This window comes from Ruegeria sp. BF10 (genome assembly GCF_056538725.1).
This window is the reverse complement of the sequence record NZ_JBQFTR010000001.1, coordinates 1,206,829-1,219,545: the sequence shown is the minus strand read 5'-3', so window position 1 is coordinate 1,219,545 and position 12,717 is coordinate 1,206,829. Positions and strand designations below refer to the sequence as shown.

Here is a 12,717-nt window from a genome sequence, read left to right as displayed (position 1 = left end):
GTCACTGCACGTTTTTCATCATGACTGCCGAGATCGGAGCCATTGCCACGCGGTTGCCCCGATCTTCCAGCCCCCACAGCAACAGGGCTGAAATCGTCTCGGGACGCACGCGCCCCAGCATGACCACTGTCCCTTCCTGACCGGCACGGAAAGCGGCCTGATCCAGGAACCTGCGCATGATTTTGGGGTCCTGCCGTGCGCCGTCGATATCGCGGAAAACGACACTGGACGGAATTCCGTTTCGCGCCGCCAGTTTCTGAACGGTGTTGAGCCCATTGTCCTGCGTAATCAGCCCACGACCGGTTCCCGCAGCAATCGCGGCGACCTGATCGGCCAGTTTGCGATTGCCTTGAATCCCGCTGTTCACACCTTCCAGAATACCAACCGTTTCCGGCAGGGTATCCAGCCACACCGACAGCGACACCTCGGCGTCCTGTGCACTTGCCGCCTCGGGCAGATCCGCCAGTGCCAGCACCTCGAACCCGGCCTTGCGATGGCGTGCCATCTTTTCTGCCGCATCAGGGTCCGATGGGTTCACGGCGAAGCTGATCGGATACGGAAAGTCCTGCAACGCTTCGGACCCGAATGAACCCTCGTCATCAATCAGAATGATCGACATCAGCGGCTTGGATTCGGGGTTTTCGAACTTTGCCGCAAAACGCTCGATCGGCTTGTCCGATTTCGGCTGTTCAGCCGAGGCCTGTTCCACGACGGGTTCATCATCGCGTTCCGTCAACGGTACGACGCGTTTCCCGATGATCGAGCTGGCACTTGCTTTCTGCTCGCCCCCGATCTGGGGCAGCGCAGCGATGCGCGGCAGTTCACGTGGCATGGTGTCTTCATCGCCTTCCACGGCAATCGGGCTGTTTTCAAAGGGGTTCTGTTCTTCGGCCTCTGTCGACTCTGCCTTCGGTTCTGGCGCTGCCTGTGGCAGAGGATCCGGTTCGGGCGCAAGCGCGGCCATCTCGGTGTTTTCGGGCTCTGCTGGCGAGGCCGGTGTTTCATCAATGACCGCAGGCAGCACATCGTCTGGCTGAATCGCGGGAACCTGACTTGGCTCTGGCAGGGCGGCGGGTGCTTCGATCACGAATGACACTTCATTTGCATCTGCTGATTCCGGTTGGATCAATTCGTCCGTTGCGGCGCCGACAACTGGCTGGGAATCGACTGATGTTTCCAGACCCGACAGATCGGCAAGATCCTCGCTGGCGTCATCGGCGGCTTCTGGCGCACGCGGGGCCAGTTCAACCAGATCGGCGTCAGAACCGGCCTCAGCCACTTCAGCCGGAGCTTCGGGCGTTTCAGAAATCGTCGGTGCCGGTGCTTCGGTTGCGACAACCGGGGTATTCACCATCGGCGTCTTGAGAGACACGACCGCGCCCAAGATCAAAACAACGATCGCGCCCGCGACCATTCCTCCGAAAAATCCGCCCATTTTCCTGCCTTTCGCCTCTTTCCTCTGCCTCGTCCAGCTCTGCGCCATCTGGTGTGGCGCTCGGCCAATTGAACGCGTCAGAAACGGTATGTCCTCTTGACGCTGCCGCTCAAGCCTGAGCATGTATGTGCGGACATTATACCGTGGCCCGGGGCTGCATCGCCAGCCCGAAATGCCCAAGCGAAGATAAGTGCCCAAATGCTGCTGCTGATCGACAACTACGACTCGTTTACCTACAATTTGGTACATTATTTAGGCGAACTTGGTGCCGAAATGGTCATTCGCCGAAATGATGCGCTGGATGTGCAGGAAGCGATGGCCATGAACCCTGCCGGCATCCTGCTGAGCCCTGGCCCCTGCGATCCGGATCAGGCGGGGATTTGCCTGGCACTGACACAAGCTGCGGCCGAAACCAAAACGCCGCTTTTGGGGGTTTGCCTGGGCCATCAGACCATAGGTCAGGTGTTTGGCGGCAAGGTGGTTCGATGCCATGAGATCGTTCATGGCAAGATGGGCACGGTGAAGCACACCGGCAAAGGCCTGTTTGCCGGACTGCCCTCACCCTTTGAAGCAACCCGATACCATTCGCTGGTGGTCGAGCGCGAGACCCTGCCCGATTGCCTCGAGATCACGGCCGAGCTGGACGACGGCACCATCATGGGGCTGCAACACAAGGAATTGCCGATCCACGGTGTGCAGTTCCATCCGGAATCCATCGCATCCGAGCACGGCCACGCCCTTCTCAAGAACTTCCTGCAAGAACTGAAAGTCCCGGCATGAGCGACGCGCTTAAACCGCTGATCGGAGCCGCAGCCGATCGTCCTTTGACACGTGCCGAGGCCGAAAAGGCCTTTGCCATATTGTTCGATGGTGAAGCCACGCCCAGCCAGATCGGCGGTTTGCTCATGGCCATGCGGACACGCGGCGAGACGGTCGATGAATACGCCGCGGCGGCGGCCGTGATGCGCGCGAAATGCAATGCCGTGAACGCACCCGAGGGGGCGATGGATATCGTCGGCACCGGTGGCGATGGCAAAGGCACCCTGAATATTTCGACCGCGACCGCTTTTGTCGTGGCCGGTGCCGGAGTCACGGTCGCGAAACACGGCAATCGCAACCTGAGCTCCAAATCCGGCGCGGCGGATGCATTGGGCCAGATGGGCATCAACGTCATGGTTGGCCCGCAAGTCGTTGAAAATGCGCTGAAAGACGTTGGAATCGGCTTCATGATGGCACCAATGCACCACCCTGCCATCGCCCATGTGATGCCGTCCCGGCAAGAACTGGGAACGCGCACGATCTTCAATATTCTCGGCCCCCTGACCAACCCTGCTGGCGTCAAACGGCAATTGACCGGCGCCTTCAGCCGCGACCTGATCCGCCCGATGGCCGAAACGCTTGGCCTGCTGGGCTCGGACCGGGCCTGGCTGGTGCATGGCTCGGACGGGACGGACGAGCTCACGATTACCGGCATCAGCTGGGTCGCCGCTCTGGAAGACGAGATGGTGAAAGAGGTCGAACTGCACCCCGAAGACGCTGGTCTTCCCGTGCATCCTTTCGAGGACATCATCGGAGGCACGCCCGAGGAAAACGCCGTTGCGTTCCGGGCTTTGCTGGACGGTGACCCGTCAGCGTATCGTGACGCGGTGCTGCTGAATTCGGCCGCCGCTCTGGTCGTCGCCGAAGCGGCAAATGATCTGCGCGAAGGCGTGGCCATGGCTGCTGAAAGCATCGACAGTGGCAATGCCAAAAACAAAATCACGGCCTTGGCCGCCAAGACACAGGAAGCCGCATGACCGAAACTGTTCTGGACAGAATCAAAGCCTACAAACTGGAAGAGGTCGCGGCGGACAAGGCCCGGAAATCTTTGGAAACTCTGGAAGGTGAGGCACGGGCCGCCTCGGAGCCCCGTGGCTTTGCCAATGCGCTGCAACACGCCTCGCGGCAAGGCTATGGCCTGATCGCCGAGATCAAGAAAGCCAGCCCGTCCAAGGGGCTGATCCGGCCGGATTTCGACCCGCCCGTTCTTGCAAAGGCTTATGAAGATGGTGGCGCGACATGTTTGTCCGTCCTGACCGACACCCCCAGTTTTCAGGGCAAGAAAGAGTATTTGACGCAAGCACGCGAGGCGACATCCCTGCCCGCTTTGCGCAAGGATTTCATGTACGACCCGTATCAGGTGGTCGAAGCTCGCGCCCTGGGGGCGGACTGTATTCTGATCATCATGGCCTCGGTCAGTGATGATCAGGCGGCTGAACTGGAAAACACTGCATTCGATTGGGAGATGGACGTTCTGATCGAAGTCCACGACGAAGCAGAGCTTGAACGCGCGGCACAGCTGAAAAGCCCGCTGATCGGTATCAACAACCGCAATCTGAAGACCTTCGAGACAACGCTCGACACGACGCGCCGCCTGTCCAAGCTGGTGCCCGCCGATCGCACCATCGTTTGCGAAAGCGGATTGGGCACACCAGACGATCTGAGGGACATAGCGCGGTATGGGGCCCGCTGCTTCTTGATCGGAGAAAGTCTGATGCGGCAGGACGATGTTGAAGCCGCAACGCGCCATATCCTGTCCAACCCGCTGATCCCCGGAGTGATGTGATGCCACTGACCCATTTCGATGCCCAAGGTCAGGCACATATGGTCGATGTCTCGGGCAAGGAGGTAACAGATCGCGTTGCCGTTGCCGAAGGTCACATCAGGATGGCGCCCGAAACCTTTGAAATCATTTCCGAAGGTCGCGCCAAGAAGGGCGATGTTCTGGGCATTGCCCGTTTGGCCGGCATCATGGGTGCAAAGAAAACGCCGGACCTCATTCCGCTGTGTCATCCTTTGCCGGTGACCAAAGTGGCGGTCGAGCTTACACTTGACCCCGACCTGCCGGGTGTTCGGATCCAGGCCACCGTCAAGACCTCGGGCCAGACCGGGGTCGAGATGGAAGCGCTGACCGCCGTATCGACAGCCGCCTTGACGGTATACGACATGACCAAGGCCGTCGATAAGGCGATGGAGATAGGCGGCATTCGCGTTCTGCTTAAAGATGGCGGCAAATCAGGGCGTTACGAGGCGAAATGATTACTGTCGAAGAGGCCCGCGCCCTGTTGTTCGATCTTGTGGGGCCATTGCCGGCGGAAGAGGTTCCACTGGCCCAGTCCGCAGGGCGTGTTCTGTCGCGGGACGTCACGGCCACGCGGGATCAACCGCCTTTTGCCGCCTCTTCCATGGATGGCTATGCGGTCAAATCTGACGAGGTCGAACTGCACGCCATGTTCAAAATCGTGGGCGAGTCAGCGGCCGGGCGTCGTTTTGAAGGCGCTGTAGGCCCAGGACAGGCCGTTCGCATCTATACCGGCGCCCCTGTACCCGAGGGTGCGGATTTCGTTGTGATTCAAGAGGATACGGACCGCCGCGGCGATCTTCTGACAATCACGGACACACCCGGCGCCAAAACCAACATTCGGCCCGCTGGTGTGGATTTCAAGGCTGGCACGTCCATATCGGCCCCGCGTTTGATCCGCGCGGAAGATGTGGCCTTGATGGCCGCTATGAACATCCCCCGCGTCCCGGTTTCGCGCAAACCCGTGATCGCCCTCATCTCGACAGGAGACGAGTTGGTCATGCCCGGGGAAGAACCCGGCCCCGATCAAATCATTGCCTCGAACACGTTTGGCCTGAAGGCAATGCTCGAAGGATTGGGGGCTGTGGTGCGCGTGCTTCCGATCGCGCGGGACACTGTTTCGTCGCTCGAAACGGCCTTTGGCCTTGCGCAGGGGGCGGATCTGGTCGTGACGATCGGCGGGGCGTCGGTTGGCGATTATGACCTCGTGTCGGACGTCTCGCAGGGGTTGGGAATGAAGCAATCCTTCTACAAGATCCGAATGCGCCCCGGAAAACCCCTGATGGCCGGTCGTATCGGCAACGCGGCGATGGTCGGGTTACCGGGCAATCCGGTCAGCGCCATGGTCTGCGGCTATCTGTTTCTGGCTCCGATGGTGCGCCGGATGCTGGGGCTTGAACAGGTGCTGCCCCCCTTCCGCACGGCCCGGCTGAGTGGTCCTTTGCCCGAGAATGGCCCGCGTGAGCATTATATGCGCGCCGTGGTGACGGATGCCGGTATCGAGGCTTGCGCAGATCAGGACAGTTCGCTTCTCAATGTACTGGCCCAGTCCAACGCGCTGTTGGTCCGCGCCCCACACGATCCGGCGCGCGACATCGGGGAAATGGTCGAATATCTGCCGATCTGACCTGCCCTCAAATTCGTTGACACAAAACGTGAACATGCGTAGAACAAAAGAAAACGCATGAGCGACGAGGTGTGAGCGATGCTGACCAAGAAGCAATTGGATTTGCTGGAATTCATCCACAAACGCGTGCAGGCGGACGGTGTTCCGCCCAGTTTTGATGAAATGAAGGCTGCTCTCGACCTGCGGTCGAAATCCGGCATTCACAGGTTGATCACCGCATTGGAGGAACGCGGGTTTATCCGCCGCCTTGCCCATCGCGCTCGGGCCATTGAGATTGTGAAACTGCCCGAAAGCCTTGGCGGCGAGCCAACGGCCGGCTTTACACCCCGCGTTATCGAAGGTGACAGGCCCAAAGGTCCTCGCCCTGCGAACGTGGAGCCTGTATCGGTGGACGCGCTGGAACTGCCAGTCATGGGCCGGATCGCAGCCGGTGTTCCCATCGAAGCAATCAGCCATGTTTCGCATCACGTGGCCGTCCCCGGCCCCATGGTTTCGGGACAGGGTCAGCATTATGCACTGGAAGTTCGCGGTGACTCGATGATCGATGCCGGCATCAATGACGGTGATGTGGTCGTCATCCGGGAAACCTCGACCGCGGATAACGGCGACATTGTGGTTGCTCTGGTCGAAGATCAGGAAGCGACCCTCAAGCGGTACTTCCGCCGCGGCAATGCAATCGCTCTGGAGGCTGCAAACCCGGCCTATGAAACGCGCGTCCTGCCCGAAGAGAAGGTCAAGGTTCAGGGCCGGTTGGTCGGACTGATCCGCACCTATTGAGCCTGCTTGGAATGACGGTCCCCGGCAGGTTTCGGGGACCAAAGCCGATGGCCGGTCATGTCTGCGCTTGAGGTCAGCTTTCCGTTCGAAACCGACAGGCTGCCGGTTTCGTACAACCGTTCCGGATCGAACACCCCGCACGGACCTTGCAGGGCAAGCGCAACAGCCGAGATGATGATCTGGTTGTCCCGACATTCGTCAAACGCGCGCGCCGCCCTTTTTCCGGTGATATGGATGATCTCATAGTCCTTCAGCGGGTAACGTTGAACGATGCTGCCGTCCGGCCATCTGAGCGCCGCCTCGATCTGATCAACGCCGTCTCCGTCATTTTCAAGCCAGACACCGGCGACAAACCCACTGCCTTTGCTTTTGCTGAGGGCCCTGCCCTTGTCGGTCATCACGCCGACCAACCCGCCGTTTTCAGCGATCAGAACATCCGGTCTGTGACCCGAGTTCCAAAGCATAAATGCCAGGGCAACAGGTACTGCTCCGGCCCATCGTGCTTGTCCCTGCCACAAGGCCATCCACAAGGCGCCGAATGCGACCAGTGGCAGGATGTACCATGGCGGGCTGACCACAAAACCCTGCGCCCCCTCAAGGTGCGACACCCAGTCGGAAACCGTAAGGATCCAATGCAATGCCCACCCCATGACGGTCAGGGCAAGTGCCTCCAGTCCAAACGGGGCCAGAAATGCAGCGACGACGGCAGAGGGTACGACGAGAAGCCCCATGACGGGAACGGAAAGCAGGTTTGCCAGCAGACCGTAATGGGACATCGTATTGAAATGCGCCGCACCAATGGGGGCTGTCGCAAGACCTGCAATTGCCGATGACATCACCACGCCAACGACCGGTTTCAACCAGTTTGGGCCGGGTAACGGGCCTACCTCTCGCAACGCTCCGAAGACGGCGACCAAGGCTGTGGTTGCGGCGAACGACATTTGAAATCCGGGGCTCAGCAGCGACTCGGGTCGAAGAACCAGCACGATCACGGCGGCAACAGCAACCGCACGCAGCGAAATCGCGCGTCGGTCGATCAACACGGCCCCCAGCATGACGCTGACCATGACAAAGGCCCGTTCGGTTGCAACGTTCCCCCCGGACAACAACAGATAAAGGGTTGCGGCACAAAGCGCGAGCACAGCGGCCACTTTCCGAACCGGAAGTCGCAACGCCACAGGAGGGCACAGCGACAGACCCAATCGGCAAGCCACGAACACAAAACCGGTCAGAAGCCCCATGTGAAGCCCGGAAATGGCCAACAGATGCGCAAGGTTGGACGCCCGCAAGGATGAAAGCGTCTCCTGCCCCATCCCGCTGCGATCTCCGGTGGTGACGGCCGCGGCAAATCCACCGATTTCTCCGGGCAGGATCTGCCTGACCCGCTGCGAAATGGCCATGCGGATCGCAGTGACCCGAATGCCGGCAATCCCCTCTGTCGCGGGTGCGATGGTCATGACCGGGACGCGGGTATAGCCGACCGCGCCCAATCGTTGAAACCAGGCATGGCGGCGAAAGTCGAACCCTCCGGGCTCGACCGGGCCTTGCGGCGGCGAAAGATGACCGGTGGTCATAATGCGCTGCCCCGGTACGATAGTGCCCGCCGGACCATGAACGGAAAGACGGATGCGCTGCGGCCTGCGCTCCTGAGGCACATCCCCTATGCGTACCTGATCAAGCGTCAACCGCAACGCATCCGAGGCAGACCGATCCATGGCGACGACCCTCCCCTCGACAGGGCCATAATATCGCCACGACAGAACCGGTTCCGCCACCATATGGGCGCGAACGCCTGCCAGAATGAAACCGGCAGCGATCAGCGCCCCCCCGATTGCCAACGTTCCCACCCCCGGTGGCAGCCGGCGGCGCAAGGCGACCAGAGCAATTCCAAGACAGACAAGACCGGAATAAACTGACCGATCCGGCTCGACGCGGACGCCAAAATACAGACCAATCCCCGTCGCCAGCAAAACCGGCGTCCAGGGGAAAAGGTAGCCTGTCTGGTGCAGCAGCGCGGCCTCGACCCGTGCAAGAACACGCATGGTTGCCCCCGTCCTTCGGGCTCGTTAGACAGGCGTCAAACTATGCCAGATACGGTTACCAAAAGGTTAATCCTCACCATGACTGAACAGGTCGTCACTCGTTTTGCCCCCTCGCCCACCGGTTTCCTGCATATCGGCGGCGCGCGCACTGCATTGTTCAATTGGCTGTATGCGCGTGGTCGGGGTGGCAAATTCCTGCTGCGGATCGAAGACACCGATCGCGAACGTTCGACACCCGAGGCGACCGCCGCGATCCTTCAGGGCATGGCCTGGCTTGGCCTTGATCACGACGGTGATGTGATCAGCCAGTTCGAAGGGGCTGCCCGTCACGCCGAAGTCGCGCATCAGTTGCTGGCCGAGGGCAAAGCATACAAATGTTTCTCGTCTCAGGAAGAAATCGCGGCTTTCCGGGACCAGGCGCGCAGCGAAGGGAAATCAACCCTGTTTCGCAGCCCATGGCGGGACGCCGATCCCTCGACACATCCGGACACACCTTTTGCCATACGCATCAAGGCACCTCAGGACGGGGTGACCGTGATCCACGATCAGGTTCAGGGCGATGTGAGCATCCGCAACGACCAGTTGGACGACATGATTCTTCTGCGCTCGGACGGAACACCCGTCTACATGCTGGCAGTCGTCGTCGACGATCACGACATGGGCGTCACCCATGTAATCCGCGGCGACGATCACCTCAACAATGCGGCGCGGCAAATGATGATCTACGAAGCCATGGGCTGGGACATTCCGGTCTGGGCGCATATCCCGCTGATTCACGGGCCTGATGGCAAGAAGCTGTCCAAACGCCATGGTGCGCTTGGAGCGCAGGAGTATCAGGCCATGGGCTATCCCGCAGCCGGGATGCGCAATTACCTGGCCCGGCTGGGCTGGAGCCATGGCGACGATGAGTTTTTCACGGACGCGCAGGCAAAGGACTGGTTCGATCTGGATGGGATCGGCAAAAGCCCTGCACGGTTCGATCTGAAAAAGCTTGAAAACCTGTGTGGACAACATATCGCAATCTCGGACGATGCTGCACTGCGGCAAGAGATCGAAGCATATCTGGCCGCAGCAGACCTTCCGCCCCTTACTGAGACACAATCCAGTGATCTGGAACGTGCGATGTATTGCCTCAAGGACCGGGCGCGCACCTTCCCTGAACTGCTTGAAAAGGCTCATTTTGCACTGACAAGCCGCCCGATCGCTCCGGATGAAAAAGCCGCAAAGGCGCTGGCAACTGTATCCGATGGTATACTGACGGAATTGACGCCGCATCTGCAAAATGTTAGCTGGTCGCGGAACGAACTGGAGGAGGCACTGAATTCCTTTGCCGAGTCAAAGGAGCTCAAGTTCGGCAAGCTGGCCGGTCCGCTGAGGGCCGCTCTGGCGGGTCGTGCCGTTACGCCTTCGGTTTTTGACATGATGCTTGTGCTGGGACGGGAAGAAACCCTGGCGCGGCTTTCTGAAGCAGCGAAATAACCCAAGCTTCATAAACGGGTAACGCTGCTCCGCTAACACCCGGACTGCGCGTTCACGCGCAGTCATTGCCCGTATCACCAGAGGTATCTCTGGCGTGCGCATGAATGAAGAAGGGACAACCATGACTGAAAGCAACAAAACAGCCACTCTGACCGTTCACGGCAAAGAGTACGAGTTGCCTGTTCATTCTCCGACCGCTGGTCCGGATGTCATTGATATCCGCAAGCTTTATGGTCAGGCCGGCGTCTTCACCTACGATCCCGGATTCACTTCGACCGCAAGCTGCGACAGCACCATCACCTATATTGACGGCGAAAAAGGCGAGCTGCTGCACCGGGGCTATCCGATCGACCAACTGGCCGAAAAATCGCATTTCCTCGAGGTTTGCTATCTTCTGCTGTACGGAGAACTGCCGGCGGCAAAGGATCTTGAGAAGTTCGAGACCACGATCACACGCCACACCATGCTGCACGAGCAGATGCAGTATTTCTATCGCGGTTTCCGCCGTGACGCGCACCCGATGGCCATCATGGTCGGCGTTGTCGGCGCGATGTCGGCCTTCTATCACGATTCAACGGATGTCTCGGACCCGCAGCAGCGTGAAATCGCATCGCATCGCCTGATCGCCAAGATGCCGACAATTGCTGCATGGGCCTACAAGTACCACACCGGTCAGCCCTTCGTGTATCCGCGCAACGATCTGGACTATGCGTCGAACTTCCTGCGCATGTGTTTCAGCGTCCCTGCCGAGGAATATGAGGTCAACCCGATCCTCAGCCGCGCCATGGACCGTATCTTTACGCTGCATGCGGATCACGAACAGAATGCCTCGACATCGACCGTGCGTCTGGCGTCATCCTCCGGGGCAAACCCGTTTGCCTGTATCGCCGCCGGCATCGCCTGCCTTTGGGGTCCGGCACATGGCGGCGCAAATCAGGCCTGCCTGGAAATGCTGGAAGAAATCGGCACCGTTGATCGCATTCCCGAGTTTATCGCCCGCGCCAAAGACAAGAACGATCCGTTCCGCCTTATGGGCTTTGGTCACCGCGTTTACAAGAACTTCGATCCGCGCGCCAAAGTGATGAAGCAATCGGCAGACGAAGTTCTTGATCTGCTGGGCGTTGAGGACAACCCGAAATTGCAGGTTGCCAAGGAACTGGAACGCGAAGCGCTGGAAGACCCGTATTTCGCCGAAAAGAAGTTGTTCCCGAATGTCGACTTCTACTCGGGCATCATCCTCGAAGCGATGGGTTTCCCGACTTCGATGTTCACGCCGATCTTCGCCCTGTCGCGTACCGTTGGCTGGGTCAGCCAGTGGAAAGAGATGATCGCCGATCCGCAAAACAAAATCGGCCGCCCGCGTCAGCTGTACCTGGGCGAAACGCTGCGCGATTACGTGGATATCGAAAATCGCTGATACGCGCCTCGCAACGATCTGTTCCGAAGGCCCCGGTACTGCCGGGGTCTTTTTGTTTGGGTTGAAGCAATGAGAGCGCGAAGACCCGGTTTTTTCCCGAGCAAGACAGCACCGGACATGCCGGGGCGCATGACCTCAAAACAGGCTCAGTTGGTCTCCGGGCTGCGGCGGCACCGCAAACAAGTCGCAACGCAACGGGGCCGATCTTACGGACAGCCCCAGACGTTTGCAGGACTTCAAAAACCTTTGAGCGATGATCCCGGCATACTCACCCTCGCCCCGCATTCTGTGCCCCCAACGCGGATCGTAATCCCGCCCCCCATGCATTTCCCGCAGTTTGGACATGACCTTTTCCGCCCGCGACGGCTCATGATCGGCAAGCCAGCCCTGCCAAAGCTGCGAAACCTCGCGCGGCAGGCGCAGCATGATCCAGCTAGCGGCATCCGCGCCAGCCTCTTTCCCGGCTTCCAGCAGGCTTTCAAGTTCATGATCCGTCAGCCCCGGCACGATGGGTGACGTCATAACGCGCACCGGAATGCCCGCTTCCGTCAGCGCTCGGATCACGCGCAGCCGCCGAAGTGGCGACGGTGCCCTTGGTTCCATCCGGCGGGACAAATCCGCATCCAGCGTGGTCAGCGAAATGCCAACCCGTACCAGCCCCCGGCCTGCCATGTCGGCAAGCAACTCCAGATCCCGCTCTATCAGAGTACCCTTGGTGACAATTGCGACCGGGTGGTTGAACGCACTCAAAACCTCAAGGCATGACTTTGTAATCATGTGCTTTTTCTCAATCGGCTGATACGGGTCCGTATTCGTGCCCATTGCAATCGGCGCGACTTTGTAGGATCTGGCGGATAATTCCTTGCGCAGAACATGTCCCATGTTGGGTCGTGCGATCAGGCGGGTTTCGAAATCCAACCCTGCCGATAACCCAAGATACGCGTGGCTGGGCCGCGCAAAACAGTAAACGCAGCCATGTTCACATCCCCGGTACGGGTTGATCGACCGATCGAAGGGCAAGTCAGGGGATCGGTTGTAAGCAATAGCGCTGCGCGCAACCTCTTCACGTGTCTCGGTACGCAGCGGCGGCAATTCTTCTTCAATGTCCCACCCGTCTTCGGTTGCCGTGGTGACAAAACGTTCAAACCGACCAGCTTCGTTCGTCGTTGTTCCTCTTGCCTTGATCGTCCGCGCGATGTTCATGTCAGCTTGTTCTTCTTTTGTTCCTTCCCGAACATAGAGGGGGCGCCAATTTGGCGCAAGCCCCGCCAAATCACCAACGGATTGAACCGAGTTGAAAACTCCGCAGGATGATCTTGC

The 12,717-nt window shown here is 59.4% G+C and carries 11 protein-coding genes; 8 read left to right on the top strand and 3 right to left on the bottom strand.

What is annotated here, in order from left to right; translation table 11 throughout:
- Nucleotide 1: 1 nt before the first annotated feature.
- On the bottom strand, nt 2–1,435 hold the full coding sequence (locus ACR0DJ_RS06180; protein ID WP_480684222.1) for a divergent polysaccharide deacetylase family protein: 1,434 nt from the start codon (nt 1,433–1,435) through the stop codon (nt 2–4).
- A 198-nt stretch (nt 1,436–1,633) separates the two neighbouring features.
- On the opposite strand from ACR0DJ_RS06180, the gene ACR0DJ_RS06175 reads away from it, so the two are divergent.
- The 6 genes from ACR0DJ_RS06175 to lexA all read left to right on the top strand — a co-directional run bounded on the left by ACR0DJ_RS06175 (nt 1,634) and on the right by lexA (nt 6,459).
- Nucleotides 1,634–2,215 carry an anthranilate synthase component II gene (locus tag ACR0DJ_RS06175; protein WP_257600807.1) on the top strand — a complete coding sequence of 194 codons (582 nt, stop codon included), beginning with the start codon at nt 1,634–1,636 and terminating at the stop codon, nt 2,213–2,215.
- Nucleotides 2,212–3,231, top strand: coding sequence for an anthranilate phosphoribosyltransferase (gene trpD, locus ACR0DJ_RS06170; protein WP_480684220.1), 1,020 nt, complete (start codon nt 2,212–2,214; stop codon nt 3,229–3,231). Before ACR0DJ_RS06175 ends, trpD begins: the two co-directional genes overlap by 4 nt.
- The gene (gene trpC / locus ACR0DJ_RS06165) at nt 3,228–4,040 is read left to right on the top strand and encodes an indole-3-glycerol phosphate synthase TrpC (protein ID WP_257600809.1); all 813 of its coding nucleotides are present in this window, start codon (nt 3,228–3,230) and stop codon (nt 4,038–4,040) included. The genes trpD and trpC overlap by 4 nt, the downstream gene beginning before the upstream one ends.
- Nucleotides 4,040–4,513, top strand: coding sequence for a cyclic pyranopterin monophosphate synthase MoaC (moaC, locus tag ACR0DJ_RS06160; protein ID WP_171725424.1), 474 nt, complete (start codon nt 4,040–4,042; stop codon nt 4,511–4,513). The genes trpC and moaC overlap by 1 nt, the downstream gene beginning before the upstream one ends.
- A complete protein-coding gene (locus ACR0DJ_RS06155; protein ID WP_480684217.1) occupies nt 4,510–5,682 on the top strand; it encodes a molybdopterin molybdotransferase MoeA in 1,173 nt (390 codons plus the stop codon). Before moaC ends, ACR0DJ_RS06155 begins: the two co-directional genes overlap by 4 nt.
- A gap of 78 nt (nt 5,683–5,760) precedes the next feature.
- The gene (gene lexA, locus ACR0DJ_RS06150; RefSeq protein WP_152458099.1) at nt 5,761–6,459 is read left to right on the top strand and encodes a transcriptional repressor LexA; all 699 of its coding nucleotides are present in this window, start codon (nt 5,761–5,763) and stop codon (nt 6,457–6,459) included.
- On the opposite strand, the gene ACR0DJ_RS06145 is transcribed toward lexA, so the two are convergent.
- Complete coding sequence (locus tag ACR0DJ_RS06145) at nt 6,453–8,501, bottom strand: ComEC/Rec2 family competence protein (protein WP_480684215.1); 2,049 nt, start codon at nt 8,499–8,501, stop codon at nt 6,453–6,455. The two genes, lexA and ACR0DJ_RS06145, sit on opposite strands and share 7 nt — an antisense overlap.
- Nucleotides 8,502–8,579: 78 nt before the next feature.
- Here ACR0DJ_RS06145 and gltX point away from each other — a divergent pair, with 78 nt between their 5' ends.
- Nucleotides 8,580–9,980 carry a glutamate--tRNA ligase gene (gene gltX / locus ACR0DJ_RS06140; protein ID WP_480684213.1) on the top strand — a complete coding sequence of 467 codons (1,401 nt, stop codon included), beginning with the start codon at nt 8,580–8,582 and terminating at the stop codon, nt 9,978–9,980.
- Nucleotides 9,981–10,101: 121 nt separating this feature from the next.
- The gene (gene gltA, locus ACR0DJ_RS06135; protein WP_480684211.1) at nt 10,102–11,397 is read left to right on the top strand and encodes a citrate synthase; all 1,296 of its coding nucleotides are present in this window, start codon (nt 10,102–10,104) and stop codon (nt 11,395–11,397) included.
- Nucleotides 11,398–11,532: 135 nt separating this feature from the next.
- Here the strand turns inward: gltA and ACR0DJ_RS06130 are convergent, their stop codons facing one another.
- Nucleotides 11,533–12,600: a PA0069 family radical SAM protein gene (locus tag ACR0DJ_RS06130; protein ID WP_425078329.1), complete on the bottom strand. Its 1,068-nt coding sequence runs from the start codon at nt 12,598–12,600 to the stop codon at nt 11,533–11,535.
- Nucleotides 12,601–12,717 lie beyond the last annotated feature (117 nt).

Excerpts from the sequence above, each read along its gene's own strand:
- ACR0DJ_RS06130 (WP_425078329.1), bottom strand. The coding sequence starts at position 12,600 with ATGAACATCGCGCGGACGATCAAGGCAAGAGGAACAACGACGAACGAA.
- ACR0DJ_RS06155 (WP_480684217.1), top strand. The coding sequence starts at position 4,510 with ATGATTACTGTCGAAGAGGCCCGCGCCCTGTTGTTCGATCTTGTGGGG.
- ACR0DJ_RS06175 (WP_257600807.1), top strand. The coding sequence starts at position 1,634 with ATGCTGCTGCTGATCGACAACTACGACTCGTTTACCTACAATTTGGTA.
- gltA (WP_480684211.1), top strand. The coding sequence starts at position 10,102 with ATGACTGAAAGCAACAAAACAGCCACTCTGACCGTTCACGGCAAAGAG.
- trpD (WP_480684220.1), top strand. The coding sequence starts at position 2,212 with ATGAGCGACGCGCTTAAACCGCTGATCGGAGCCGCAGCCGATCGTCCT.
- gltX (WP_480684213.1), top strand. The coding sequence starts at position 8,580 with ATGACTGAACAGGTCGTCACTCGTTTTGCCCCCTCGCCCACCGGTTTC.
- lexA (WP_152458099.1), top strand. The coding sequence starts at position 5,761 with ATGCTGACCAAGAAGCAATTGGATTTGCTGGAATTCATCCACAAACGC.
- ACR0DJ_RS06180 (WP_480684222.1), bottom strand. The coding sequence starts at position 1,435 with ATGGGCGGATTTTTCGGAGGAATGGTCGCGGGCGCGATCGTTGTTTTG.
- ACR0DJ_RS06145 (WP_480684215.1), bottom strand. The coding sequence starts at position 8,501 with ATGCGTGTTCTTGCACGGGTCGAGGCCGCGCTGCTGCACCAGACAGGC.
- moaC (WP_171725424.1), top strand. The coding sequence starts at position 4,040 with ATGCCACTGACCCATTTCGATGCCCAAGGTCAGGCACATATGGTCGAT.
- trpC (WP_257600809.1), top strand. The coding sequence starts at position 3,228 with ATGACCGAAACTGTTCTGGACAGAATCAAAGCCTACAAACTGGAAGAG.